Here is a 26386-nt window from a genome sequence, read left to right as displayed (position 1 = left end):
ACTAGAGTGGTCTTGTTCGCGCGGCTGGTGGCAGCAGCCGTGGCACACATCGCAGAATTCCATCGGTCAAGACCGTACCGGATCGTCGCGCGGGCTCCTCACCTTCCCGTAGCGGCCCCGATGCGGATGGGCACCAGGGGGTGCCGGAGAGGCAAGGTGACAGTGATGAGCATGCCGGAGAATAGCGGCTTCAGGAGAACTCCCGGCCACAGACTGATTGTACGGGCGCTCGCCCTGGCAGCGGCGATCTGCATGGCAGCTACGAGTGCGGCCTGCGGGGCCAAGGGGGCAGATGACAAGGCCGATGATGGCTCCAAGCTCTCCTTCATGCTGGATTGGACGCCCAACACCAATCATGTGGGCATCTATGTGGCCCGGCATCTGGGCTACTTCGACAAGGCCGGCCTGAAGCTGACCATCCTGCCGACGGCCCAGGCGGGAGCCGAGACCTCCGTCCAGAACGGGGTCGCCGACGTAGGCTTCTCCAAGCTGAGCAACCTGGCCACCTTCAACTCCCAGGGATCCGACCTGCGGCAGGTCTTCAACATAGGTCAGCATTCCGTGGCACGTTGGTGCTCGCTGGCCTCGCGTACCGACATTAAGACCCCCAAGGATTTCGACGGCAAGACCTTCGTCAGCTTCGGATCGGCCGAACAGACGGCCGTGGTCAAGCAGATGATCCGCTATGCAGGCGGCAAGGGCGACTTCAAGCGTGTGACCAGCGGCACCAACACCTTCGCCACCTTGACCAGCGGCAAGGGCGACTTCGCCGGCTTCTACGCCAACTGGGAGGGTGTGGAGAGCGAGCTCAAGGGCCCAGCCCTGCACTGCTTCACCCAGGCCGACTGGGGAGTGCCCGGCAACCCCGATCAGCTGGGCTTCGTGGTCAAGAATTCCTGGTTGCAGCAGGCCGGCCACCGTCGCGCCCTGACAGCATTCGTCAAGGCCTGCCTGAAGGGATACAACTACGCCCTGAGCCATCCCGACCAGGCGGCGGACATCCTGGTCAAGGAGACCAAGGGATCGGCCATCGACCCGACCCTGGCCAAGCGCTCCATGGAGAGCATCGTCAAGGAGGGCTACTGGGTTGACAGTCCGGATCAAAAGAGCATCACCGGACTGATCAACGTCAAGGATGCCCAGGACTATCTGGACTTCCAGTTCAAGGCGGGCACCTACCGGGATGCCAAGAAAGGCGACCCCAACAAGGCCCCTCAGGCCATGGATCTGTGGACCGATCGGTACGTTCGGGAAGCAGCCGGTAAATGAGGTCGCGGAAGCAGAGCAGAACCCGGGCGCTGCCTCCGACCATCACCCTGCTGGCACTCCTCATCATCTGGGAACTGGCTGCCCGCTTGGGCGGAGTCAGCGAACAGGTTCTGCCGGCGCCCAGCCGAATCCTGGCTGCCACAGTGCAGTCCCGGGAGGACCTGCTGCCCGCCACCACCATCACCGCTCTTGAGGGCCTTCTGGGCTTCCTCCTGGCATCGGTCCTGGGAATAGTGATCGGCCTGGCCCTCTACAGCTGGCGCACCCTGCATGATGCCCTCTACCCCCTGATCGCCGGCGCTCAGATGATTCCGCTGATCACCATCGCACCCTTGTTCGTGATCTGGTTCGGATTCGAGCCCCTGGGCAAGGTGGTCATCGTGGCCGTCTTCGCCATCTTCCCCATCGTGGTCCAGACCTACCGGGGGCTCAAGTCCGTGCCGCGCTTCTACCAGGATGTAGCGCTGAATTGCGGGGCAACCCGGACTTGGACCCTCTGGCACGTCAAGCTGAGGGTGGCTGCGGGGCAGATCTTCGGCGGCCTGCGCATCAGCGCCGCCTATGTCTTCGCCACCGCGGCCACCTCGGAGTATCTGGGGGCCAGGAACGGCCTGGGCATATGGCTGCAGTCGGCCTTCAACTCCTTTAGAACCCCGCTGATCTTCTCGGCCACCCTGGTCATCATCCTGCTGACCGCCCTCCTGCTGGGCCTGATCACCCTGACCGAGCGGCTACTGCTCGGCGATGCCGGCGATGATCACATGGTCAATCCGGACGACGAGTGAAGAGTCCCGCAGCAGCAATCACCTACAGAATCTGACAGACTGGCCCGAGTAAGCGTGACGAGTCCCCTATCCACTGCATTAGCCAGGACTAGCAGGCAGAAGAACCGGCCTGCCATAATAGGGATGTACGGAAAAGTCAGATTCAGGATTATCAAGAGAAGATGAGAGGGACGATATCCATGAGCCATCCAGATGATACGAACGACGGGAACCAGACCCCCAATGACCAGGGCTCCGCCAACGGCTGGTCCCAGAACAATCACACAGATGGAACCGGTTCAGGGCCTGCAGCCTACCCGAATCAGCCGCAACCAGACCAACCCGGCTATGCACAAGCAGCTTCTGACCAGAGCGACATCTACCATCCGATCAACGAAGCCCAAAAACCTGCTGACGATTACCAACGGGAGCAGTCATACCAAGGGCAACCATACGGTCAACAGCCGCAGGGTCAACAGCCAGGCTACAACCAGCAACAGTCCAATGAACAGCAGTACTACGGACAGCAGCAGACGCCCTACGGTCAAAATTCGAATCCCGGCCAGGCCAATGGCCAGCCCAATGGTACGACCCCGCCAGCTGGCTATGCATCGGACAACTCTTATCAATCGCCTGAAGGTTGGTCGCAGGCAGGCTACCAATCGGGATATCAGGCAGGGTACCAGCCTGGACCCCAGGTCCCTCAGTATCCGGCCTACCCCTATGCGAACGCCGGTTTCAACGGCGAGCCGCCACTGAACGCACCCTGGTACGGCATTGACTTCGTAAACGCTTGTAAGCGTTTCTTCGTCAAATATTCCGTCTTCTCCGGGAGGGCCTCCCGTGGGGAATTCTGGTGGGTTTTTCTCATGATCTTCCTCATCGACTTTGCGGTTTCGATCATCACCTCAGGATCCGTCTTTGTGGGACGGATCCTATCCTTCTTGGTCGCCCTTGGACTTTTCATACCGAATCTGGCCGTGGGCATACGGCGACTTCACGACACCAACATGTCCGGCTTCTGGATACTCCTGCCCTTCGTAAGTGAGCTGGTGGGCGGCATTCCTCTGGTCTTCGCCATTGTGGCTATTATCGACGGGCATCCAGGATCCTCGCTCTCCCTGCTTGGCTTGGGCGCATTGATCATGATCGCCGGAGCCATCGCCGGGATCATTCTGCTGGCCCGACCCAGTGATCCACGAGGAGCCCGTTTCGACCGCTGAGTTCACCCTGCCCTTCGCCTTGACCGATGCCGAGGCGAAGGGCAGAAGGTCTTAAAGCTCCACGGGAGGCTTGTTGGGGTCCTCTGGCACATGGGCAAACTTGGCTTGCAGGGCCTCGCGGCTCTTACGCTCGTCGTCCTCCTTGGCCTTGCGCTTGGCCTCCTCGGGGTCCCAGAGCACCTCCTGACGATGGTGGTCCCACTCAGCGCCCACTAGAGGGGCCAGCAGGTCGGCGAAAGCCTCAGGATCATCCAGTAATCTCAAGGCACGGACGACATCCTCGTCAGACAGGAAAGCCCGGGGAATGCCCAGTCGCTCGTTGAGCTCATTGACATAGACCAGAATTGGTGCAGCGGTCGCAGCATGGTCAGGGTCAGCGCCTGCACGCTGAAGCAGATCACGGCAGATCTCCAGGCTCGTAGCCAGGTCCTGGGCCACCGTCTCCTTGCCCTGAGAGGATTCGGCAGATTCGTTCTGATCACCCACGGACTGTTCGGCCTTGGCCACGCCAGCAGCCACCTCCTGCTGCCGGGCCTGGTCCCAGCCGCTGCCCAAGGTTTCGGCCAAATCCGCAAGCATCTTGGACTGGTCGTCCTTCGCCTGTGCAGCCGCCTCGATGGCATCGTTGGCAGCCATGAGGGCATCTACCAGCTCCTGGGGGCGGCCAGGGATGTCCTCAGCGCCCTCATAGACGTATTCTGCGTCGGGAATGGTCACATCCTCGCCCGTCATCAGCTGCGCCAGCACCATGCTGATACGTACCTGCAGGTCCTCCGCATACTTGGCATCGTTGGCCAGGTGCTCGGCATTCGTCAAGGGCCAAAGGTCTACCAGCCTGGCCCCCTGCTCAGCCGCCTGGGCCACGGCTGGCCGTCCGGCTATCGCCTCCGCGCTTGCCTGTACATCCACCATGATCATCACGCTCCTTCATCGGGTTCTTGGACAGTCATCCACGACAGTATCCCCAGCTATCCTAAGCCGCACAAGCGGTCTTTACACGCCTGCCGCCGGGTCCGCATAGGCGATTCCCAGCACTTTACCGGTTTCGCAGTCCAGGGTGATGGAGGTCACCGAGGCCAGGGCAGTGGCTCTGAGGAGCATATTGTGCTCGGGGTGGCCGGTCTCCAAGAGATGACGATACGACCAGATGGGCGACTCATGCGAAACAGCCAGAACCTGTGCGTCAGGATGGCTGCGAACCACCTGGCGAACGAAATCCCCCACTCGTCGAGCGATCTGCCGATATGACTCCCCCCAGCTGGGACGGCGCAAGTCCAGGATCAGCCGCAGGTTGGAAGGCCGCCAGAGAGCCCCCTGCCCGTGGCCGACGCGCTTGCCGCGGAATTCATTGCCAGCCTCGATCAGGCGACGGTCATAAATGGGCTCCAACGGTTTCAAGCCGTGTTGGACACGAGCAGGGTTGATCTGCTCAAGCAGGATGGCCGTGGTCTCCCTGGTCCTGTCCAGCGGAGAAGAATAGACGGCCTCCAGATCGCGCATGCAAGGGGCTTCGGCCATAAAGCGGGCCGTCGCCTCGACCATGGCCCTGCCCCTGTCAGACAGATGGAATCCCGGCAATCGTTCATAAAGAATATGATCGGGATTATCAACCTGGCCATGACGGACGAAATGAATGGTCGTCGCAGGCACGACCCACCTCCCAAGCTCCCCGACGGGCCCCTTGAGAGACCATGGCGGGGGGTAGAATTATCACTATCCGAATGGCACCGATCAGGCGCCAATATGGTTACCACTGTAGCAGTCCCCCCAGCACCCCCACTTCCTTTCGTGCGTCTAGAAGGTCTTGTGGAAAACATGCTTCGGGACCGTGAAAACACCCAGGGAAAGCGAGACGAACAACCCATGCTACGGCAACTGAAGGCGGCTCTGGTCGAAGCCGGTCACAGAGTCTTCGGAGGATACTCAGCGCTTCTGCGACTGCCTCATACGGCGTGGTTCGCAGTAGGGTCGGTCATTGCCTCCATGCCCTTCCCCATGGTGGGCATGACCATCACCATCTCGGTGCAGCACTACTACGGCAGTTATTCCCTGGCCGGAGCCCTGACCGCCATCCAGGCCGTGGCCCTGGCCCTGGTCAGCCCCATGCTGGGCAAGTTGGTTGACAAGTTCGGCCAGCGACAGGTCTCCATCCCCACGGTTCTGGTCTGGGTTGTGGCCGCCACGGTCCTGATCACAGCCATCACCGCCCACGCTCCCACCTGGGTGCTCTATTTGGTCACCCCCTTCATGGCGGCCATTCCGCCCTGGGGAGCCATGAGCCGTAGCCGGTGGACGCACCTGCTGCGCGGCGACCACCGTGCCACCAACCAGGCCCTGTCCCTGTCAGGGGTCTTCGACGAGGCCATGTGGGTGATCGGCAACCCATTGGCTTCAATACTGGCGGTCATTTCAGGCGTGTTGGCTTTCTCTTTCACCGGGATCTGCGTGCTGGTCGGGGCCTTTATGTTCCTCTCCTGTCGAGAAACCGAGCCCCCTTCGCAGACAGACATGGCGCGAGCCCAGGGCATCACCCGCAAGGAGTACCGGGAGCGGCAGGCTCAGCTGGTGGCCCGTCTGCGTGCCCAGGAGGGAGGGAACGGCCACAGCGGCGCCTTCTGGAGCGCCGGCATGATCGCCATCTGTGCCACCTGGTTCGGTCTGGGAGCCTTCCAGAGCGCTGCATCCATCTCCATCATCGCCTTCGCCACCGAGCAGGGGATGAAGCAGATGACCGGGTTCGTCTTCGCCTGCTTCTCCTTCAGCTCTCTGGTCGGCGCTCTGCTCTACGGGGCCAAGAACTGGATCATCCCTCTCTGGAAGCGTTTCTACTTCTGCCTGCTGGTGGTCAACCTGGGCATCGGAACCTTCATGTTCGCCAGGAATCTGTGGACCATCATGGTCATCTACCTGATCATCGGTGTCTGCCAGGCACCCACCTGGATCAATGGCAACCAGCTCATGCTCCACCTGGTGCCGCCCATCCGCTTCACCGAAGGCATGGCCTGGCTGAGCGCCATGAATTCGATCGGGTCCTCGGCCGGTTCGGCTGTGGCCGGGCAGTTCATCGACCGTTACGGATCCCAGGGCGGGTTCGGGGTGGTCACTACCCTGGCTCTGGCCTCGCTGGCCATCGCCTTTGTAGGCTTCCGTCAGATTCGCAACAGCACTGAGGAGCCCATTCTGACCGAGCTACCCGCCTAGGGCATAACGTAAGGCTTTTGCACACAAGCGGTTCCCGGCACTCCGTCAGCACAGGAGGAATGATTGAATAGGCTACCGTGCGTAGATTAATCGGACAGCTGCTCAAGTTCGGCATCGTGGGCATCATCGCCTTCCTGATCGACATCGGCATCATGAACCTGCTGATCATGGGGCCGCACCTGAACAATGTCCTGGCCGGGGCCATCTCCTTCCTGATCTCCCTGGTCTTCAACTACCTAGCCAGCATGCGCTATGTCTTCAGGCATCGGGATGACATGGCCCGGTGGATGGAGATGACGGTCTTCCTGGTCTCCTCAGTCATAGGCCTGGGGATCAATGAGGTGATCCTATGGATGGGCACTGCCATGCTGCCGCCGGATGCCATCACCACCATGCACGCCCGCTATCTGCTCCATGCCAACATCGCCAAGATCGCTGCCACCGTTGTGGTGGCCATCTGGAACTTCCTGATCCGCAAGTGGCTGCTGGACGCGCCTGCACCCGGCAAGCCGGTCAACCCGCGTTCGGTGGCCCACCGTCTGGGGGCCTGGTCCTTGCGTCACCAGCCCTTCGGCTGGCACTGAGCCAACCAGTCCAGGCGAGGCTACTATGGGACAGGAATAGTCAGCCATCCGCCAGGCGAACCGAATCATCCTGAGTGGTCATGCCGGACGGACCGGAAAGGAAGCGCCATGCCTGTCATCCATACTCATGTAAGCACACCCATCACCGCCGAACAGCGCGAGCGGATCAAGACCGCCTACGGCAAGGCCATCACCGCCGTCCCCGGCAAGTCCGAGGGCTGGCTCATGTGCCCATTCGAGTCGGACATGCCCATCTACTTCGCTGGTGACGACAGCAAGCCCGCCGCATATGTGGAAGTCAACGTCTTCGGCAGCGACGTGCCCAAGTCCGCCTGGGAAAGCCTGACCAAGACCATCATGGATACATTGGAATCGGAGCTGTCCATCCCCAAGGACCGCACCTACATCCGCTACACGGCCACTACTGACTGGGGTTGGAACGGCGGCAATTTCTAAGTTGAGTAATCCCCAGTAACGCATAAGGAGGCCTTCCCGCGCATAATCTGCTGCGGGAAGGCCTCCTGCTTAAGCCCAGATCCCTATTTCAAAGGATCGTTGGTGGGATATAAATCGGGGTCGGATTGCTACTCAGCGACGACCTTGACCGTGAAAGCGGCCGAGATCTCGGGGTGCAGAGCTACGGTTGCCGGGAACTCGCCTGTGGTCTTGATGGTCTCCACGGAGATTGTGCGTGGATCCACGTCGGCCAGGGAGCGAAGAGCCTGAGCGATGGCATCGTTGGAGATGCCGCCGAAGAGCTTGCCCGAATCGGACACCTTGGCTGCGATCTCGACAGTCTGCCCATCGATGGCGGCCTTGGCAGCCACAGCATCCTCACGGGTGGCCATGGACTTGGCGCGACGGGCCCGCTGCAGGGACTCGATCTGCGCAGCAGCCCCCTTGGACCAGGCAAAAGCCAGTCCCTGAGGAATCAGGAAGTTGCGGGCATAGCCGGGCTTGACTGCGACAACGTCGCCCTTGTGACCCAGATCGGTCACGGTATCGGTCAGAATAACCTTGGTTTCCTTTGCCATAATCCTGACCTCCCTCAGCGACCGTTGGTGGCGTAGGGCAACAGGGCCATCTCGCGGGCGTTCTTGATGGCCTTGGAGATCTCGCGCTGCTCCTGGACGGTGACACCGGTGATGCGGCGGGAACGAATCTTGCCACGGTCAGAGATGAACTTCCGCAGCAGAGCCACGTCCTTGTAATCGATGGTATGAATCTTGGCGGCCCTCAGGGGATTCGGCTTCTTCTTGAAGGGCTTGACCGGCGGTTGCGGCCTTTTACGTGACATTGGTACTCCTTAAATGAATGATGACGCTATGAAACTTCAGAATTCGGGTTCATCCCCGGAACCACCGAACTCGCCGGTGGAACCGAAGGATCCGAAGGAATCGCCGGACCCGGTCGATGACCAGGGATCCTGAACAGGGGCCTGCTGGCTCTGCGCTGGCTGCTGACGACCCATGGGGGCCGATGCCGCGCTCGCGCCGCCCTGGTAGGAAGCCCCACCCTGGTAGCCGCCGTTGTTGGAGCCGGCGAAACCACCGCGGGAGCCACCGCCACCAGTGTTGGCGTTCCTGGTGACCTGGGCGGTGTTCCGTGTCAAAGCGGGTCCAATCTCGTCCAGACGCAGCTCCACGACCGTGCGGTTATTGCCCTCACGATCCTGATAGGAGCGCTGCACCAGACGACCCTGGGCGATAACCCTCATGCCCTTGGTCAGGCTGGCCTGAATGTTGGAGGCCATGGGGCTGTAGGTGGAATCCCAGGCCGAGCAACGCATGAAGAGCGAGTCGCCGTCCTCCCACTGCCCCGAGTTCCTATTGAACTGTCTGGGCGTGGACGCGATGGTCAGATTGGCCACCGTGCCTCCGTTGGAGGTCGTACGCACCTCCGGATCCGCAGTGAGATTGCCCACCACGGTGATGTATGTATCTCCCGCCATGTCACGACCTTTCCTCGGAATGAGGATTTGGGAATGAGCCTATTGGGGCGAATCCCGCACCCTTGAACCTTCGACGCTTCGACGTCCTTTGCTGTTTGCTTACTTGTCGTCCTTGCGAAGAATCTTGGTACGGATGACGGACTCGTTCAGGTTCAGCACACGATCAAGCTCAGCGCTGGCAGAGGGCTCGCAGGTGTACTCGACCACCACGTAGTTGCCTTCCTTGTGCTTGTCGATCTCGTAGGCTAGCTTGCGACGGCCCCAGACATCGATATTGTCGACAGAGCCGCCTTCCTTGGTGACCACCTCGAGATACTGGTCGGTCAGCTTCTTCAGCGAGCGCTCATCCATGGCCGGATCGGCAATGAACATCAATTCATACTTATGCGCAGACATCACCCACCTCCTTTGGACTTACAGGTCACGGGCCTTCCGTGACAGGAGGGTGTAGCACATCAACCCGCTATGCAACTTATACATAGACAGATAAGCTATATATTATCTATCGTGCCAGACAACCTGGCAGGTTGACATCATCGGGTTCAGTTCCTTGAATCAGAGATTTCAGTGGCCTTCTTGCCGATACCGCAATTCCGTCGTTTGCTTTGCAGGCATCCACCACGATTCGTGCCTCTTGTACCATTCAATAGTGGCCTCAAGGCTCTTGGCGAAATCGGCCTGAAGAGGCTTCCACCCCAACTCGCGCCGTATTTTTGAGGCATCAATAGCATATCTTCTGTCGGCTCCCGGCCTATCCCTTACAAACTCCACTTCGTCAAGAGGCCGGTTCATCATTGCCAGAATCATCCGCACCACAGCGAGATTGCTGAGGCGATTATCCGCTCCAACCAGATAGGTCTGCCCCAAACGACCCCGACGGTAAACATCCCAGATGGCTCTGCAATCATCCTCTACGCTGAGCCAGTCCCGAACATCCTCGCCCTGGCCATACAGCTTGGGCCTGTGACCCGTCAGAATATTGGTTATTTGCCGGGGAATGAATTTTTCCACGTGCTGGAATGGACCATAGTTATTTGAGCTGTTCGTTATGGTCACTCTGGTGCCGTAAGTCCTCCACCAGGCCCTGACCAGATGATCAGAGGCCGCCTTCGTCGCCGAATACGGACTCGATGGACGATAGGGACTGCTCTCGTCAAATTTCGTCACATCCCCAACGGATGTATCGCCAAAGACCTCATCCGTAGATACATGATGAAAGCGCAGGTCATGGCGTCTTGCGGCCTCCAAAAGAACGTAGGTCCCATAAATGTTGGTATGAATAAAGGGAGCAGCATCCCTAATGGAATTGTCATTGTGCGATTCCGCTGCAAAATGGATGATTCCATTAATATGATGCTGCTTGACGATTTGCTCAACCAAAGATGAATCGCAGATATCACCCCTGATCACTATGGGCTTGCGCGACAAACCATCCAGATTATGCGGATTAGCGGCGTAGGTCATCTTGTCCAGAACAACGACCTTCGCCTGCGGATTCACTCGGGCAAGATATCGAACAAAGTTGGAGCCAATAAAACCTGCACCGCCGGTGACAAGAAGGCTGGCAACTTCATCCTTATCCGTCAATCCATGTCCTCCATGCCAGTACGGACGATCTCCATGCTTCTGTCGTTGATCAGGCCTGCAAAATTGGTGGTGCCATGATTGCGCACCACAAAATCGCAGGCGTTCTCATCGCTGGTGAAAGCGAGCTGCTCGTAGTTGGAAAGGTTGGTGACGTCAGGGATGATCCGCATAGAGGCGATGATGCGGAAGTTCCCGTCATTAAAGAGCTTGAGCGGCATGGAAAAATGAACCAGATGATGCCCTGGGGCATTGACGTGGAATTGGGCTCCGCAATCATAGGGGACCCCTCCCCGACCGGTATCCATGACCGACATGGGTATGTAGAAGTCGCTGTCTCCCCGATAGTCATACTCCACATCGAACTCGAAGGTGTCGTCACAGGTACGCAGCTGAGGCGATACCGGCAAGACCCTAAAGATGGGCACCTGATCGCTCAGTCCCGGCTCATGGTCCTGCTTTTCCACCTTCTTTTCCGTTTTTTTCTGCCCAGCCTGGAGGTTCTCCAAGGTGTACTGGCTGGCAACATCATTCTTATCGCCAGAAACCACGATCTCGCCGTCACGAATCAGGATGGCTTTGTTGCAGTATTTCTTGACGGAATCCATGCTATGCGTAACAAGAATGACCGTTTTAGTCGGATCTTTCTTGATTTCAGTGAAGAAATTATCGCATTTGCGCTGGAAGGCCTCGTCACCGACTGCCAAAACCTCATCAAGCACCAGAATGTCGCCTTGTGCCTTGATGGCCACGGAAAAGGCCAGTCTGACCTGCATGCCGCTCGAGTAGTTTTTGAGCTTCTGATCCATGAATTCGCCCAGCTCGGCAAAATCGACGATTTCGTCGTACATGGCTGCTACCTGGTCATGAGAGAAGCCGAGAAGCGCGCCGTTCAAAAAAACGTTCTCCCGGCCGGTCAATTCCGGATTGAAGCCCACGCCAAGCTCGATGAACGGCACCAACTTGCCTTGAATATCCACACTGCCGTGTTCCGGCACGTAGATTCCCGAGATGATTTTCAGCAGGGTGGACTTGCCCGAGCCATTTCTTCCCACGATGCCGAAGAAATCACCCTGGTGCACTTGAAAGTTGATGTCTTTAAGAACAACCTGCTCTCTGTACCCTTTGATTCCCTTGGTCCAGTTGATGAAAGCCTGCTTTAGGCCAGTGGCCTGCTCAGTCGGCAACCTGAAGGACTTGGCTACATGGTCAACAGAGAGCACGACCGGCCGATCATCAAACTGATCAACATCTTGCATTACAGAACCTCCGCGAATTTTCTGCTATGCGACCGAAAGACATACAGGCCGAACATGAAAATAAGAACCGTCAATAGCAAAGGAATGAAAGCGAACAGCTTATTGCCGTACAGGGTCCAAACAGTGGGCACGTTCTCAGGAGAAATGAGATTATGACGCACGTCCATGATGACCTGGGCTGCAGGATCCAACAGCATGAATTTTGCAATCAAAGGATAATTCTTTTGCACCATGGACAATGGGTAGATAATGGGAACAGCATAAAACATAGCCTGAAGAACCACTTCCCAGATATGGGCGATATCACGATAATAAACGAACATCGTGGATAGGATCATGGCAATGCCCAGGGCAAGGATATAGAGCTGAAAAACGTTGAGGGGGACCAGGAGAATCCTCCATGTGAAATGAGCCGTGGTGAACAGCCCGAAAACGATGACCACACCCAGGTTGATGGCCAGGCTGATCATGGACCCCATCGTGACTGACGCTACGATGATGTATGTAGGAAAATGAACCTTACGCAGCAGGTCTCCACGGTTGACAATCGATTGCAGCCCCATGCTGGTGGCTTCCGAGAAGAAACTCCACAGGCAGGTGCCGCAAAGCAGAACAATGGGGAATGTGGGCGTTCCGTCAGTGAAATGAAGGAATCTCACAAAGACCACATACATGACGCAGAACAGCATCAGTGGCTTGAGAACCGACCACAGTACACCCAGGAAGGACCCTTGGTACCGAAGTTGAAAATCTGTCTTCACCAACTCTTTGAAAACGATAAACGAGTAGCGATACCTTTGCTGTAGTCGCTTTAAAGAAGCTTTCACAAAACTCCTATTCTACTGAACTCGTCCAATAGCGCAAAGGCTCATTATCGCAGGGAACCTCTTGCAAGGCAGCAGTTTTACCTTATATAAACAGGAAGCCCACAATTGGGAAGTAACATAAGTACCAACCACCGAGCGAGGAGTCTTATTCGGCATGAATAACGAGGACAGGCAAAACGGGCAGCGAATAAAAATCTATGTGGCCACCCGCGCACGTGTTGCAGCCCCGCAATGCGATGCGATCAGTCTCCTGCAAGTCGGAACAGCGCAGGCACCGGAAAAGCTCCCGCACATGCTTCACGACGACAGCGGGGACTCGATCTCTTCGCTCAACGCCATGTATTGCGAGCTCACTGCGCAATATTGGGCTTGGAAAAACGTCGATGCCGATTACTACGGATTCTGCCACTACCGTCGCTACTTCGATTTCAGCGGCGTACCCCACCGGGCCAACGACTACGGCGAAATCATGGACGACTTCATCGACGAGGCCGCTGCACGACGGTATGGCCTGGATGATGAATCCATCAAGCGCCAGGTGATCGGATGGGATGTCATTACCTCTCCCGTCAACAATGTTGAAGCCATGGGGGGGTATCATTCGCTGATCCAGCATTATGCAGGCAACGATCACCTGCGAGTCGGCGACCTCCGCCTCATGTATGAGATTCTTTGCAAGAATTACCCTGACTACAGGGAGGATGCAGACTCCGTATTGCACGGCGACAATGGTTCTTTCTGCAACATGTTCATAATGAAGAAAGAAATCTTCCGCCAATATTGCCAGTGGCTGTTTCCGCTCCTGCAAAAGTTCACGGCCATATGGGATGCATCTACGGCCGACATCGAACGCATGAGAACGCCAGGACACCTGGCCGAAAGGCTGCTTAACATTTTCCTTTGCCATCACCAACGCACCATCGGGAAGTGGAAAATCAAGCAACTGGGATGCGTGCACTTCCGCTATCCCGATGCTCAGGAAACCGCTGAACCGGCAAGCGCAAGCGACACGGCTGTACCCGTGGTGTTGGCGGCCAACAATGCCTATGCGCCTATGCTGGCCACGACATTGACGTCCATACTGCGCAATTCATCAGCTAATCGTCAATACCGCATCACTGTCCTGGAGCAGGATATATCAAAGGACAATCAAGAGATCCTTGCAGGCATATTCGCAAAATACCCCTGGTGTTCTTTGCAATTCCTTAATGTACGGCAGCGTATGGCCGGCAGGGCCCTGACGACCAATAACGGTTTTATCAGCAATGAAACCTATTACCGATTCCTGATCCAGGAGGTGCTGCCTCAATACGACAAGGTGGTGTATCTGGACTCCGACCTGGTTGTCAACCGAGACATAGCCGAGCTCTACGATACCGACGTCAGCCAGTACGCCGTGGCAGCAGTCAAAGATCTGGACTTTTTAGGCAACCTGGGGTATTCCGATGGCAAGCGTCTGCAATACGCCCGCAATGTGTTGCATCTGAAGCATCCGTATTCATACTTCCAGGCCGGGGTGCTGGTGATGAACCTGAAGGCTCTCCGAAGAATACACACCACCAACGAATGGATGCGGCTGGCAGCAAACCCTCACTACATATACAACGATCAGGACATACTCAACATGGAATGCCAGGGAAAGGTCAGGTTCCTTGACGGTCGGTGGAACGTCCTGCACGATTGCAACGACCGCGTCGAAACGGTCTTTCGGTATGCGCCTGCACAGGCATTCAAGGACTATGTACAAGCCCGTGAGGAGCCCTATATTGTTCATTATGCCGGCTTCGACAAGCCCTGGCTGGATCCTTGGTGTGACCTCTCCACCTGGTATTGGCTGTACGTCCGGCACTCCCCGCTTTTCCACCAGGTACTGGCGATCATGACCAAGACCGGATCTCTTTCAACCGGGCATCATAAACGTCTTATTACCGAAAACAGCCCCGTAAGGCAGTATGCCGACAAAATACTTCCGATTGGCTCCAAGAGGCGCTCCCGCGTCAAATCACTGCTGCGAGTCATACTGCACAAAGCGTAAACAGCAATATTTTCCAACTTGGAATGCGTCCTGACACTGCGCATTGGCATGCGCAGTGTCAATTGACCGCTTCTACTCTCGATGCCACAAATCGCGGGTATAGACCTTGTCTGCCACATCGTTCAATTCCTCAGTCATCCGGTTGCACACAATCAGATCACATGAGGTCTTGAATTCATCAAGATCATGGGTCACCCTATGCCCAGCGAAACTATCCGCAGCCATGGGCTCGTAAATGATGAAATCCACACCCAGGTTATCCAGGTACTCCATGATGCCCTGGATGGAACTTGCACGGAAGTTATCCGAACCCTTCTTCATGACCAGCCGGTAGATTCCAGCCAGTTTGGGCTTGCGAGAGGCGATTTGCTCCGCTATGAACCGCTTCCGCGTATCGTTGGATTCAACCACGGCTTTGATCAGGGTCTGCGGCACATCCTTGTAGTTGGCCAGCAACTGCTTGGAGTCCTTGGGCAGGCAATACCCGCCATAGCCGAATGAAGGGTTGTTGTAGTAATCGCCGATCCGGGGATCCAGGCACACGCCCTTGATGATCTGTGCCGTGTCCAAGCCACGAACGTCGGCGTAGGTGTCCATTTCGTTGAAGTACGAAATCCTCAGTGCTAAATAGGTGTTTGAGAAGAGCTTGATGGCCTCTGCCTCAGTGGCCCGGAGCAACAGGCAAGGAATTCCGTCATCCTCAGCGCCCTGCTGGAGCAGCTGAGCGAACTGCTCACCGTAATGCCTCCAGTCCTGCATGTGGTCGGCAGGTATGCCCACGACAATCCTCGATGGATGCAGGTTGTCGGCAAGCGCATGGCCCTCGCGAAGAAACTCGGGTGAGAACACAATGCGCAATTGCGGATAACGCTTGCATATGGTCTCGGTATACCCTACCGGAACCGTCGATTTGATGACGATGCAGGCCTGGGTGTGCCGTTCATCCAACCTCTGAAGCTCCTGCTCGATTGATGAGGTGTCAAAGTAATTGCGCTCCTCGTCATAATCGGTCGGAGTGGCAAGAACAATGTAATCCGGCTCCTCGTAAGCCCAGTCAGGATCCAGCGTAGCCCGCAGGTTGCATTTTCCGGAGGCAAGAAAGGCGCTGATCTCAGAATCCTTGATGGGCGAACGCCCTTGATTGATGGCATCGACCTTGTCCTTCAGAACATCCAGGGCTCGCACCTCATTGTGCTGTGACAACAGACAGGCCAGGGACAGACCGACATAGCCAGTACCTACAATCGTTATTTTCATACCTAACAGTCTACAGTTCATCCCATACTGGGAATGCCAGGGAGCCAGTTGTGTAATCCAGCTGAATATTCAATGGTTATGCCCCTGCCTATTGCGGCATCCAGGTAAGATACGTAGAGACTTCGTCGCCCTCGATTAGCTATACAAGGAGATGCCAGCTATATGCCAAAGATCTCAGTCGTAATTCCCGCCTACAACGTGGGCAGGTACCTTCCGGAATGCCTTGCCAGCATCAGCTCACAGGATTACAAGGACTTCGAAGCTCTGGTCATCAATGACGCAAGCACGGACAACACGGCGGCCGTTGCAGCGGAAGCAGCCGGCAAAGACGAGAGAATTCGATTGGTGGAGCACCCCAGCAATATGGGCACCCATTTGACAAGACGCACTGGCGTGCAGGAAGCCAAGGGCGAATACACCTTCTTCCTGGATGGCGACGATGCCCTGGCGCCTTCCATGCTCAGCGAGCTGTCAGAAGCTATAGACCTTCACCCTGCCGACATCATGCATTTCGGCATCACCGTGACGGCAGCGAACGGCACTCTGGACAGAGAACGGCAGGATTTCGAGAGCTTTAACAACAAGCCCACCAAGCCAAGCCAGGGCCTCGATATCGTTCGCGACATTTTTGATGAAGACCGCGGACAACAGGTGGACTGGCGGTTCACCCAGCGGCTCTATAAAACAGCCTTGCTCAAGAAAGCCTTTGCCGCCATGACCGACAATCGCTTGGGCCGCTCCCAGGACGGGTACGAGTGCTTTGTCACCTCAGCGCTTGCTCAGTCTTATCAGCCGATCAAGGAATGCAGGGGATACCGCTATTACTATGGCCGTGGAATCAGCGGCACCGCACAGATCACCCCCAAGCTGTATGCACGATATTGCCGGGAATTCCAATCGAACTTCGCAGCTGCTTATGATTTCGCCAACAGCCAGCACTCGGCCATATTGCAGAAATGCGCCCTGGGATTCGAGCATAAGGGCACGGAAATACTGGCCAATGACTGGCTGCTGCGCATCGATGATGAGCATAAGGCCGAGGCCGCCCATGATATGAGCGACATTTTCGGCCCCGCCATCACCGGCAGGGAGATCTATCGCTTTATTCGAGATAGAGCATATGACTTTCTTCATCAGCAATCCGCCATTGATGACACGGACCCTCTGTGGGGTTGGAAGGCCATAGCAGACAGGATATTTGTGAACTCCGCTCCCCCTCTGCAGCTTGAACGCTATCAAAGCATGCGCAGCAAGGCCAATGAACACCTGAGCGATCTCCAGGCCCGACAGACGCTTGATGCCTATAGCCGACAGCGCATCAGGATTTTTGTAACAACGCACAAAAAGGTCGACATCCCCAAGTCCGAGATTCTGCAGCCCGTGCAGGTAGGCCCTGGCCTTAAAAAGGCAAGGATGAAGAATACCCTGCACGATGATGACGGCATCAACATCTCAGAGAAAAACCCCAGATACTGCGAACTCACCACACAGTATTGGGCATGGAAAAACGTCGACGCTGACTATTACGGCTTCTGTCATTACCGGCGATACTTCGATTTCTCCAAGGACACACACAGGGAGAACCCTTACGGGGAAATCATGGATGACTATATCGACGATGCCGCCATCCAACGATATGGCCTGGACGATGCAACCATCTCCGCAACTGTCAAGGGCTATGACATTATCACCACCGGCATCAAGGACCTTCGAATAACCATCGACAATTGGGGTAGCCCGCTGGCTCTATACAGGGCCGCACCGGACCTGTACCTGAAGGACCTGCAAAAGGCATGCGCCATCGTCATGAAGTCGCACCCTGACTATAGCGACGACGTCAAGCAGTATCTGCACGGGCATTATTCCTGCTTCTGCAATATGTTTATTATGCGCAAGGACCTCTTCTTTGCCTACTGCCAGTGGCTGTTCCCAATACTTGACGAATTCGAGCAGAGCACCGACATGTCCGCATACAGCCAGGAGGGTCTGCGCACGCCAGGCCATCTGGCCGAGCGGCTTTTCAACATCTGGCTTATTCACCAGCGCCGGATCAAGCCCACATTGCGTACCAAAGAACTGCAATGCGTTCATTTTACCCACCCCGAACAGCAGACGATCTGCAGGCCTCTTGAACTTGCCGACAATGCAAAAAAGATCATTCCGGTAGTCTTCGCGGCAAACGACGCCTATGTCCCTATGCTGACTACAGCCATATACTCGCTGCTGTCAAACGCATCAGACAAGTATCACTACGATATTGTCGTTCTGGAAAGGGACATCAGCAAGCAACATAAGGCGGTCATGAGGAAGTTCCTTGTGTCCTCCCCCAACATCACCTTGCGCTTCGTGAATGTGGAACGTGAAATTGCCGGCTGCCACCTGACAACCTCCAACCAACACATCAGCATCGAAACCTATTACCGATTTATCATCCAGAGGGTCCTACCTTTTTATGACAAGGTTTTATATCTGGATTCAGATCTGGTAGTGAACGATGATATTGCAGAACTCTACAATACAGATCTGGGTACTGATCTCTTAGCGGCTATCCACGATATCGATTACCTGGGCAACCTGAACAACAAGGATGGCAAGCGGCTGCGCTACAGCAGGCAGGTATTAGGCATGCGGGATCCTTATTCCTACTTCCAGGCAGGCGTACTGTTGCTGAACACTGCTGAGATGCGAAAGCTGCACTCCCTGCCGGAATGGCTAAGGCTGTCTTCAAATTCCAGCTTTATTTACAACGACCAGGATGTTCTCAACGCTCAATGCCAGGGCCGTGTGACTTACCTGGATTGGTCATGGAACGTGATACATGACTGCGACACCAGGTTGGAGCGTATATTCAGCCATGCACCAGCCAATGCCTACTACGACTATCTTCAGTCCCGTAACCGGCCAAGGATTATTCACTACGCTGGATTCATAAAACCTTGGAATGATGCCAGCTGTGACCTGGCTGACGTGTATTGGTCCTACGCCAGACAGACCCCCTTCTACGAGAGCCTGATACAACACCTGTCAGGATCCTCCCATAACCAGGTACAGGTGGTACAGCATGAACGCGTGATTGCTGAGGACAATGGACTCCGCAGATTGGTAGACCCTATAGCCCCGATCGGCAGCGCCCGTCGCGAGATCTTGAAAACGGTAGCCAGGGCAGTGGAAGGTCGGCACTAGCCCCATCCAGATGCTGCCGGTCATTCTGTGGAGAAAGCCGGCAGCATCTGATTTCTTTCAGCAGCAGTGCGACGCTACTGTTCGTATCTATCCCAAGCCGTTAACCAACAACTACCTCTCAAGCCCTAAAATATAAGACGCATAGACTGCTTATCTGCATGCGAATCGATATAGATTCCATTGACTCCCCGGCTCATTGGGAGAATCAAGTGCACTGATTTTTACCAGTGTTCCCCGTTGTTCATATTCATTGATCAAACGGTCGTCATGGAAGGGATAGTACTGCGCCTTGTAGGTGAACATACGCAAGCTTGGAGATTGCGGACCCATGGTCAAAAAGTACTTGTTGCTTCTTTCTTCAGGTTGGCTCTTTGCCTTATAGCTGGTCACGACAGGGCACACTGTATTCAGCAAGCGTTCGGAATCACCTGAGGCGAATGCACGCTCCACCCTTCCGAACACCTGACCATTTTTCGTATCCATGGGGTTGTATACCGGATACAACATATCCATTCCATAGAGAGCCATTCCATACATGGAGCCATTCAAGGGGTCAGACACCACTACAGCGTTGCCTTCCACCAAGTCGTGCACCTTCTTCAAGGCGTAATATTTGTCATGGCTCAATTGCTCCCCTGGAGTTTGTGTTTCGACATCCGTGCTACCAGCGACGATGGCTGACAATTGTTTTTTTGCTGGCTCAAAACACGAGCAAAGCACCAACACTACGACAAGAAGCAACACTGTGATCACACCGACAGGCGAGAGTTGAACCTGCGGTGAAACAGGTCGGAATAGAGCTTGAATCTTCAGGTTCCTGCCAGGACGAGACTCAAGAAGGCAACGCAGACCAAAGGCCAATAGGGGAACAACCGCCAAAGGTATCATGGTCAGGGGCCGAGTCTCGCCACGGTACCAGGCAGCTGTTATCACGTTGGCCACCGGCCCAGTAAGTGCCGAACTCGAAACAAAGATCAAGGCAGTAAGGAGAAATGCTCCGTCCACAGCAAGTGCATCACGAAAACGCTCCCCGCAAAACAACAGGACTGCAATAAAACATATACAGACCAAAATTGCCATAAATAGGCCTGCAAAGCCAGAAATGGCGTCAGTTAACACAGTCTTTACTGCATTACCGAGACTTCTGGTAGGGCGAAATGTATGGAACCATGATGAAGGATGCAGGTAATCCTTGCCGTGATCACGGTGAGACACATAAGCAAAGAAGAGCCCCGCTGCGAGGAGTATGCATAGAAGGAAGCAGAGAATGTCTCTTTTGGACATCTTTACCAGTATAAAAGGGCCTATGAAAACCAAATAGGTAAATGCCACTCGAGGGTGAGCTAATAACATCAGCAAGCCGAAAACAAGTGTCAGCAGAGACCAACGAAATACGTGAGCAACCGTGCGTTCGCTCCGTATAGTGATTGCATCCACTAACCTAAGACTGGAAAACATCAGAAAAGGCAGTATCGAGGTTGCAAGCCCATAAGCAATAAGAGGTCCGGCATTCAACATCCAATAGGGCTGGGCCACCGATACCACGGACAGCACAGGTACTGCAATATTAAGGATGATCTGACATCTCTTTGATGCATCAGAATAAAAATATGAGCACCATAACAACATGCCCATGGGGAAAAGAAAACCCGAGGTGACAATCCATATCAAATTGAGCCCGGTAAAAATAGTGACCTGAATCCCCAGCCAATTCGACACGCAAATTAATAGATAGACCAAACAATGAAACAGGGGCGGGTAGAAACTGTCATTGGGGTTGAGCTCCCAAATGACTGACAAGCCATTCTGCAAAAGCTTACGTATAAAGTAGTAGTGCGAGGGCGCATCTATAGCCTGGATAGGTAGATTCCACATACTCCGAGTTTTGGGAAACCAACTTACAACGATCAGAATGGCAAGCAAAAGACCAAAACAAGAGGATGACAAGATACAAATTTGCATTGATTGTTTACGAGAAACAACTACTTCGGTCTTGGCTTTTGTCTCTTCGCCCTTGACGGTTTTTTTGATACCGGTATTTGCGATAGTCAAATTGTTGCCTAATCTGGGGTGTTCACTTCTCATCCGTTCATTTTATTAGCTACATGTCCTAAAAAATCAATCATTCGCTAGATTTCGGTTGTTTCTATAAAGTTGGCCTAGTGTAATAATTTGTCCAATTAAGAGCAGTACACGTTCGCCCGGGCGCTACTATCTGATCAAATATACGGATTCACACGATTTTACTAACTAAATCGTGGTTCTAACACGGAATTGGTATCTTATGATAAAAGTGGTTTTTCGTTGGACATAATACACATTGGCGACCCCCGACATTATTAGATGTCAGGAGCCACCAATGTGAACTATTTTAGCATCCAACTAGTGGATTATCTAAAGTTATCACTGTTCAGTCAACACTGAGGCAATGTCTGCTGAAACCGCCTCACTTACTGCATCAGTTCCTCCAAGTACATAAGCAGTACCGTTCCGGACGAACTCATGAGTAGATTTGATCCAGTTGAGCGCGTCATGATTGACAGAAGTGTCTGGGCTCACCAAGAGAAGTGGCGCATCCTTTCTTCCAGCTAGTACCCCGCCAGCAAGTGCATCAGGGAAGTTCTCACCAGTCGCAAATACTGGAGTCGCAGGTCTCAAGTCACTATAAGCAAACTTGGCAATCTCAAGCGAGGTCTGATAGCGCGTAGCACCACCCAGACGAACAATGTTTGATTCAGAAACTCCAGCACCCTTCAACTGAGCAATTACACTATTAGGCACAGCGGCAGATCCACCAGCAATTACAATCTTGGTGAAGCCATACCCTTTAATATCCTTAATGGTACTCGCATCGAGACCAGTTTTGCCACTCAGGAAAACAGGATATTTGTTCTTTTGTGCATATGCAGAGATTGACAGGGCATCAGTGAAGTTTTCACCAGTAGCTATGATCGCAGTGTCATCCTGCCAATTTGCGCTGACCTGCTTCTTTGCCTGAGCAAAGATCTCATTAGCTGTATCCCTACGTGTATCACCTGAGATACGGACAACCTTTGCTTCTCGAGCAACACGCTTTTCAATTTGGTTTACAACACTATCAGAAACTGCAGATTCCCCGCCAATAACTATAACCTTATTAGGGCTCAAACGAGAAATCTGTCCATCTGCGCGAGCAGAAAGCCTGTACGAGTTAGTCAGAATGACCGGAGCATCTGCTAGGCCAGAAAGACCGGAAGCTGCAAGTGCATCGGGGAAATTATCTCCAGAAGCTACAATCACCGTGCCATTAGATGGTACGGTATTATAGGCTTCTTCGACAATCTCACCCATTGTGTCGTACCGATCATTGCCTGACAGCCGTTGAATTACGCTTCGGAACTGCATAACTTGACCGGAATAATGACCGAGCTTCACGTTATTTGGTGCTGATACATCTGTATCAAACTTAAACCACACATAAGAATCGCTGGCTGGTGCAGGCCAGGTAACTTTGCTGTTATTTGGCGCACGCACTCCACTTGGGCTTTGATCCGTAATCTTCGCGTAAACCCGGCCGATCTTTAGACCATCAAGAACCCAATCAGCTTTTTTATTGAATTCATGATCAGGTTTCAGCGTAATAGCCTGCTCATCAGCTTTCAACCCGGATTCTGCCAATGACAAGTTACCAAGAAGAGGCGTTATATCTTTAATCTGGTTCTTGTCAAGAGTAACACTTGTTAAAGCAGTCAGTTTACGCAACGGAGTGACATCTGATATCTTATTGTTCGTCAGGTTAAGCGTTGTTAGATTCTTCAACCCACCAAGAGCAGAGATATCAGTAAGTCTCTGATTCTGAAGAGACAGCTTCGTTAAGCTCTTGAACGAGCCAACAGTTGACAAACCATCGATAAATTGGCTTCCATTGCCGTCCACCGTAAGGGTCTTTAAATTAGGTTTCTTGTTTAGCTGTGTAAGGCCATCAACAATTGGATTCTCTGAAAGATCCAAGGTTTCCAAATCTTTCAGACCTGACAACTCACTCAAATCTCGAAGTCCATCATTCTTCAAAGTGAGAGACGTAGTTTTAGTGAAAGTGCTCAGACCTGCTAAGTCAAAAGCTGGATCTGAATTTACCTGATCATTGACAGTTAGCCTTAGGGCCTTGTCCTTTACGTCCTTTACTAAAGTATCATCTGTTGTTGAACCAGCTACGCCAGCTGCGCTGTTAATTGTATCTACACTTTGTTTGATAGCGTCACGAAGAGCACCATTTGGTACGCACACTTTGAGTGTGTTGTCATCTCCGCACTTCGATTCCGTAGCAGCTCGTGCAGGCACAGTCAAAGCACCTACGCATGCAATCAGTGTTGCACCGCAGATTAGGCCGGCTCCCAGCTTCAACGGTAGGGATGTTTTAACTTTTGACAACTTACTCTCCTTCATCGTATAAGTTGTACTACATATCAGTTTCTATTATCGTGAAAGAACCCAACCGGCCCCTTCGTCAACAACACTATACTCCTACATGAGTAGTTGGCAATCTCGAGTGTCATAGAATCTGACTCATCATTGCCTTAATCAGAATCTATAGCTCTGTTGATTAACCGATTGGATTTTGTGGCCCCGCTCCTTCCTAGAACTATATTATATAGTATTACTGACCGTTGCCATATAGAACTGTGTATTAAACTTCTGCGTCTAAAGTGCACTGCTCTATTTGATTGAACTATGTATTTGATAGACGTGCATACATTATCCAGTCGAAACCGAATTACAACAACTTATTCAATTCATCGTCTCGAACCGCATTGTCGAAATCCAGCCGGCATCCATGTGCGTTTAGATAGCCGAGTATTCGTTGGAAAACCTGATCGTTACCTCCGCTCTCAGTATTGACGTGGCAGAGTGCCTCTTCTTGAGTGCCGGGCACATATTGCAGAAGTTGATCATCTGTGGAAGCCACTACCGGAATAGGTCGGTTGGCTCTTACTTGCATAATTTTCAACCACACGTCATCCGTGGTGGGGCATAGAGACATGATCAAGTTCTTGTCGAAGGTAGAGTCGGGCATCAAGTGTGGAGGGAAGAGCGTGCCGGCGCCGGTAGTGGCAAATAGACGCATGGATGGCACACCCACCAGGCGGGGATGATAATGCGGCGCCTCATAAATCCAATCTTCGTATTTTTTACGACTGCCGTCTCTGTTAAATGTGATGAGATGGGTGCGGGAAGCCACTATGGTTTGCGGATAGCGTCGGTGAGCCGCCAGAAGATCCCCAATCATGGTATTCCTGTAGATTAAATCATCATCAACTGTGACAACCAAATCGTTCGGAAATTCGCGCAGGGCCCAATAATATTTCTTGTGCGGCTTCAAATCATCATCGACCCAACGCACCTGGACATCCATCCAAAGCAGGTCTTTCAAGCTGGAAGGCAGATCACGCTCTCCACCTGGAAAATCAGATCGGCAGAGCCAAAGAATAATCAAATCGGGCAGGGTCTTCTGGGCAAGCAGGGATTTTATAGCCAGGTGGACAGTCTCGATGCGGGCAGGGTACGAGGTCATAGAGGCAATGATTCGTGGACGACCAGGCACCAGAGCCCGACCGCATCGGGTACCAAGACGCCTCAGCCTGTTGCGCTTCTCCCTCAAAGACAGGCCCGTAGACATAAACTCCACCTCACCTTCGGCAAGCCTTATAAAGATAAACACGTCTGGATTGCTAAGAACTTGGATTCCTTGCAGTCAGCATGCTATAAAGTCTAGTTGTACCAGGCTGGGCTCATATTCCTTACCGGTAGGCAACAACGCTCATCAGTTCTCCAACAGCTCGGCAGCAGAGCCCTGGAGGAATGACTTGGAAATCGCACCGATTGTTTTTATGCAAAGCCTGATCATGACGAGAATAGGTAAACATCACCCAATGACCATGTGGGTCACAGTTTCAAGGGGAGTAAAGTCAATACACAGGTTGAGGTGGTTGGTTGCGGCTTATGCTGACATTTCAGAATCGAGTATGGAATAGATGTCGGATCCAGTTCTCGTCGGCGATTGCGCATGATCACACACGTGATTAGCTCTGGGGTTTTCACACGAAAGAGGCTGCAGATGTATAACCTGCGAAGAGCTGCTCCTCCTGAACATGCAGTGAGACAAAGAGTCCATAAGGATCGGATCGCTGGCCTGGATCTGGCAAAATCACTGGCAATATTTCTTGTTATTTTTGTACATTACATTTTTTACACCGGTTTTGTCAGCGACACCGCCCTGAACAACCTCGCATCAACGTTCTCAGTGGTCGGAGTGCCCTTGTTCTTTGCTGTCAATGGGTATCTTCTGATGAACTCGCGATTTTCGGCGGACAAGCATCTTCATAAAATCCTTAGGATGGTATTCATCCTGCTGGCATGGAAGATCATTAGCTTGCCGATACTCAGTGCCCTGATGCGCAAACGCATAGATTGGAAATCCGTTCCCCAGTATCTTCTGGGCGGCTCTTACGACGTGGTTCCTCTGGGCTACTTCTGGTTCATCAATGCGCTGCTGGCCATTTACATTGTTTTCCCCATACTGAAGACTGTCTACGATGACCCGAACGGGAAACGATATCTGGCCTATGTCACGATTGTGCTTGGTGCTCTGATATTCGCTGTAACGCTAGGAGACAATGCCAAAGACATACTGTCGAGCTACAGCGGGCATCAGGTTCCGCAAGTGCTCGCTTCGATCAGCCAATACAACATGCTGGGAGACTATGGTTACGCCCTGGTCTATTTCGTTGCCGGAGGCTACGGGCACGATATAGCAGCCTGGCTGTCTCGCCACTTCTCAAGCGCGAGGGCGAAAAACATCTGCCTTGCTCTCGTGGCCCTATTGGCCTGGGGTTTGCTTTTCACCCTGCAACGGTTCCAAGCCCGAACAAAGGGCATATCTTTCGATATAGAGTCCGGTTATCAGAACGTTTTAACCTTGATCTTGGCCATCGCTCTATTCCAGTTATTCATACAGGTCAGGAAAGTCCCGTCAGGCCTGAATGCAATCGTCACGGCTATCGGCTCCAATACGCTTGGCATCTATTACCTGCATCTGATGTTGATATTGGTGATTCGTGATCTGATCCTGCATTTCCATTTATTCTACAAGGCGCCCATGCTCATCAATCTTGTGCTGGTGGCCGCTATTGTTTTGATTGCTGCCTTTATAAGCTGGGTTGGCGGCAAAATCCCCCTCTTCAGACATCTTTTTATTGGCTGAATACAGAGC

General features: G+C 53.7%; 22 protein-coding genes. 9 read left to right on the top strand and 13 right to left on the bottom strand.

Going from position 1 to position 26386, the window contains the following annotated elements; all coding sequences use genetic code 11:
* The first annotated feature begins 252 nt into the window (after window positions 1-252).
* From H3V09_RS07680 to H3V09_RS07670, 3 genes are all read left to right on the top strand, one after another.
* Entirely contained in the window at window positions 253-1269 is a 1017-nt protein-coding gene (locus H3V09_RS07680) for an ABC transporter substrate-binding protein (protein ID WP_232339509.1), read from the top strand.
* On the top strand, window positions 1266-2054 hold the full coding sequence (locus H3V09_RS07675) for an ABC transporter permease (RefSeq protein WP_198191525.1): 789 nt from the start codon (window positions 1266-1268) through the stop codon (window positions 2052-2054). The genes H3V09_RS07680 and H3V09_RS07675 overlap by 4 nt, the downstream gene beginning before the upstream one ends.
* A gap of 179 nt (window positions 2055-2233) precedes the next feature.
* A complete protein-coding gene (locus tag H3V09_RS07670) occupies window positions 2234-3256 on the top strand; it encodes a DUF805 domain-containing protein (protein ID WP_198191526.1) in 1023 nt (340 codons plus the stop codon).
* Window positions 3257-3307: 51 nt separating this feature from the next.
* On the opposite strand, the gene H3V09_RS07665 is transcribed toward H3V09_RS07670, so the two are convergent.
* The gene (locus H3V09_RS07665; protein ID WP_198191527.1) at window positions 3308-4168 is read right to left on the bottom strand and encodes a hypothetical protein; all 861 of its coding nucleotides are present in this window, start codon (window positions 4166-4168) and stop codon (window positions 3308-3310) included.
* 81 nt (window positions 4169-4249) lie between these two features.
* Window positions 4250-4906, bottom strand: coding sequence for a histidine phosphatase family protein (locus H3V09_RS07660; RefSeq protein ID WP_198191528.1), 657 nt, complete (start codon window positions 4904-4906; stop codon window positions 4250-4252).
* 213 nt (window positions 4907-5119) lie between these two features.
* Here H3V09_RS07660 and H3V09_RS07655 point away from each other — a divergent pair, with 213 nt between their 5' ends.
* The 3 genes from H3V09_RS07655 to H3V09_RS07645 all read left to right on the top strand — a co-directional run bounded on the left by H3V09_RS07655 (window position 5120) and on the right by H3V09_RS07645 (window position 7497).
* Window positions 5120-6457 carry an MFS transporter gene (locus H3V09_RS07655; RefSeq protein ID WP_198191529.1) on the top strand — a complete coding sequence of 446 codons (1338 nt, stop codon included), beginning with the start codon at window positions 5120-5122 and terminating at the stop codon, window positions 6455-6457.
* Window positions 6458-6534: 77 nt separating this feature from the next.
* Window positions 6535-7041 carry a GtrA family protein gene (locus tag H3V09_RS07650; RefSeq protein WP_198191530.1) on the top strand — a complete coding sequence of 169 codons (507 nt, stop codon included), beginning with the start codon at window positions 6535-6537 and terminating at the stop codon, window positions 7039-7041.
* 108 nt (window positions 7042-7149) lie between these two features.
* Entirely contained in the window at window positions 7150-7497 is a 348-nt protein-coding gene (locus tag H3V09_RS07645; RefSeq protein ID WP_046322390.1) for a phenylpyruvate tautomerase MIF-related protein, read from the top strand.
* A 128-nt stretch (window positions 7498-7625) separates the two neighbouring features.
* Here H3V09_RS07645 and rplI read toward each other — a convergent pair whose 3' ends face one another.
* The 7 genes from rplI to H3V09_RS07610 form a co-directional block, all read right to left on the bottom strand.
* Window positions 7626-8075, bottom strand: a complete 450-nt coding sequence (gene rplI, locus H3V09_RS07640) for a 50S ribosomal protein L9 (RefSeq protein ID WP_198191531.1) — start codon at window positions 8073-8075, stop codon at window positions 7626-7628.
* Window positions 8076-8089: 14 nt separating this feature from the next.
* Window positions 8090-8338: a 30S ribosomal protein S18 gene (rpsR, locus tag H3V09_RS07635; RefSeq protein WP_015021310.1), complete on the bottom strand. Its 249-nt coding sequence runs from the start codon at window positions 8336-8338 to the stop codon at window positions 8090-8092.
* Window positions 8339-8374: 36 nt separating this feature from the next.
* Window positions 8375-8992, bottom strand: a complete 618-nt coding sequence (locus H3V09_RS07630) for a single-stranded DNA-binding protein (protein ID WP_046322387.1) — start codon at window positions 8990-8992, stop codon at window positions 8375-8377.
* 99 nt (window positions 8993-9091) lie between these two features.
* The gene (gene rpsF / locus H3V09_RS07625; RefSeq protein ID WP_015021308.1) at window positions 9092-9388 is read right to left on the bottom strand and encodes a 30S ribosomal protein S6; all 297 of its coding nucleotides are present in this window, start codon (window positions 9386-9388) and stop codon (window positions 9092-9094) included.
* 168 nt (window positions 9389-9556) lie between these two features.
* The gene (gene rfbB / locus H3V09_RS07620; RefSeq protein WP_198191532.1) at window positions 9557-10579 is read right to left on the bottom strand and encodes a dTDP-glucose 4,6-dehydratase; all 1023 of its coding nucleotides are present in this window, start codon (window positions 10577-10579) and stop codon (window positions 9557-9559) included.
* Window positions 10576-11835 carry an ABC transporter ATP-binding protein gene (locus H3V09_RS07615; protein ID WP_198191533.1) on the bottom strand — a complete coding sequence of 420 codons (1260 nt, stop codon included), beginning with the start codon at window positions 11833-11835 and terminating at the stop codon, window positions 10576-10578. The genes rfbB and H3V09_RS07615 overlap by 4 nt, the downstream gene beginning before the upstream one ends.
* The gene (locus H3V09_RS07610; protein WP_046322381.1) at window positions 11835-12662 is read right to left on the bottom strand and encodes an ABC transporter permease; all 828 of its coding nucleotides are present in this window, start codon (window positions 12660-12662) and stop codon (window positions 11835-11837) included. The genes H3V09_RS07615 and H3V09_RS07610 overlap by 1 nt, the downstream gene beginning before the upstream one ends.
* Before the next feature lie 154 nt (window positions 12663-12816).
* Between H3V09_RS07610 and H3V09_RS07605 the strand changes: the two genes are divergently transcribed.
* Window positions 12817-14697 (top strand): DUF4422 domain-containing protein, encoded by a 1881-nt coding sequence (locus H3V09_RS07605; protein ID WP_198191534.1) that lies wholly within the window; start codon window positions 12817-12819, stop codon window positions 14695-14697.
* Between the two features lie 72 nt (window positions 14698-14769).
* Here H3V09_RS07605 and H3V09_RS07600 read toward each other — a convergent pair whose 3' ends face one another.
* The gene (locus H3V09_RS07600) at window positions 14770-15954 is read right to left on the bottom strand and encodes a nucleotide sugar dehydrogenase (RefSeq protein WP_198191535.1); all 1185 of its coding nucleotides are present in this window, start codon (window positions 15952-15954) and stop codon (window positions 14770-14772) included.
* Window positions 15955-16116: 162 nt separating this feature from the next.
* Here H3V09_RS07600 and H3V09_RS07595 point away from each other — a divergent pair, with 162 nt between their 5' ends.
* Window positions 16117-19137 carry a DUF4422 domain-containing protein gene (locus tag H3V09_RS07595; RefSeq protein WP_198191536.1) on the top strand — a complete coding sequence of 1007 codons (3021 nt, stop codon included), beginning with the start codon at window positions 16117-16119 and terminating at the stop codon, window positions 19135-19137.
* A 150-nt stretch (window positions 19138-19287) separates the two neighbouring features.
* Here the strand turns inward: H3V09_RS07595 and H3V09_RS07590 are convergent, their stop codons facing one another.
* From H3V09_RS07590 to H3V09_RS07580, 3 genes are all read right to left on the bottom strand, one after another.
* Window positions 19288-21189: a DUF6541 family protein gene (locus H3V09_RS07590; protein WP_198199049.1), complete on the bottom strand. Its 1902-nt coding sequence runs from the start codon at window positions 21187-21189 to the stop codon at window positions 19288-19290.
* Window positions 21190-21540: 351 nt separating this feature from the next.
* Window positions 21541-23457 carry a cell wall-binding repeat-containing protein gene (locus H3V09_RS07585; RefSeq protein WP_198199048.1) on the bottom strand — a complete coding sequence of 639 codons (1917 nt, stop codon included), beginning with the start codon at window positions 23455-23457 and terminating at the stop codon, window positions 21541-21543.
* Between the two features lie 433 nt (window positions 23458-23890).
* A complete protein-coding gene (locus H3V09_RS07580) occupies window positions 23891-24688 on the bottom strand; it encodes a glycosyltransferase family 2 protein (RefSeq protein WP_198191539.1) in 798 nt (265 codons plus the stop codon).
* Window positions 24689-25231: 543 nt separating this feature from the next.
* On the opposite strand from H3V09_RS07580, the gene H3V09_RS07575 reads away from it, so the two are divergent.
* Window positions 25232-26377 carry an acyltransferase gene (locus H3V09_RS07575; protein ID WP_198191540.1) on the top strand — a complete coding sequence of 382 codons (1146 nt, stop codon included), beginning with the start codon at window positions 25232-25234 and terminating at the stop codon, window positions 26375-26377.
* Window positions 26378-26386 lie beyond the last annotated feature (9 nt).

The sequence above is a fragment of the Bifidobacterium sp. M0399 genome, assembly GCF_016100595.1.
Classification (GTDB): Bacteria; Actinomycetota; Actinomycetes; order Actinomycetales; family Bifidobacteriaceae; genus Bombiscardovia; species Bombiscardovia polysaccharolytica.
This window is presented reverse-complemented; position numbering and strand designations above follow the sequence as displayed.

Excerpts from the sequence above, each read along its gene's own strand:
- H3V09_RS07615 (WP_198191533.1), bottom strand. The coding sequence starts at position 11,835 with ATGCAAGATGTTGATCAGTTTGATGATCGGCCGGTCGTGCTCTCTGTT.
- rpsR (WP_015021310.1), bottom strand. The coding sequence starts at position 8,338 with ATGTCACGTAAAAGGCCGCAACCGCCGGTCAAGCCCTTCAAGAAGAAG.
- H3V09_RS07575 (WP_198191540.1), top strand. The coding sequence starts at position 25,232 with ATGTATAACCTGCGAAGAGCTGCTCCTCCTGAACATGCAGTGAGACAA.
- H3V09_RS07670 (WP_198191526.1), top strand. The coding sequence starts at position 2,234 with ATGAGCCATCCAGATGATACGAACGACGGGAACCAGACCCCCAATGAC.
- H3V09_RS07675 (WP_198191525.1), top strand. The coding sequence starts at position 1,266 with ATGAGGTCGCGGAAGCAGAGCAGAACCCGGGCGCTGCCTCCGACCATC.
- rpsF (WP_015021308.1), bottom strand. The coding sequence starts at position 9,388 with ATGTCTGCGCATAAGTATGAATTGATGTTCATTGCCGATCCGGCCATG.
- H3V09_RS07665 (WP_198191527.1), bottom strand. The coding sequence starts at position 4,168 with ATGGTGGATGTACAGGCAAGCGCGGAGGCGATAGCCGGACGGCCAGCC.
- H3V09_RS07580 (WP_198191539.1), bottom strand. The coding sequence starts at position 24,688 with ATGACCTCGTACCCTGCCCGCATCGAGACTGTCCACCTGGCTATAAAA.
- H3V09_RS07605 (WP_198191534.1), top strand. The coding sequence starts at position 12,817 with ATGAATAACGAGGACAGGCAAAACGGGCAGCGAATAAAAATCTATGTG.
- H3V09_RS07595 (WP_198191536.1), top strand. The coding sequence starts at position 16,117 with ATGCCAAAGATCTCAGTCGTAATTCCCGCCTACAACGTGGGCAGGTAC.
- H3V09_RS07655 (WP_198191529.1), top strand. The coding sequence starts at position 5,120 with ATGCTACGGCAACTGAAGGCGGCTCTGGTCGAAGCCGGTCACAGAGTC.
- H3V09_RS07680 (WP_232339509.1), top strand. The coding sequence starts at position 253 with ATGGCAGCTACGAGTGCGGCCTGCGGGGCCAAGGGGGCAGATGACAAG.
- H3V09_RS07630 (WP_046322387.1), bottom strand. The coding sequence starts at position 8,992 with ATGGCGGGAGATACATACATCACCGTGGTGGGCAATCTCACTGCGGAT.
- H3V09_RS07645 (WP_046322390.1), top strand. The coding sequence starts at position 7,150 with ATGCCTGTCATCCATACTCATGTAAGCACACCCATCACCGCCGAACAG.
- rplI (WP_198191531.1), bottom strand. The coding sequence starts at position 8,075 with ATGGCAAAGGAAACCAAGGTTATTCTGACCGATACCGTGACCGATCTG.
- H3V09_RS07600 (WP_198191535.1), bottom strand. The coding sequence starts at position 15,954 with ATGAAAATAACGATTGTAGGTACTGGCTATGTCGGTCTGTCCCTGGCC.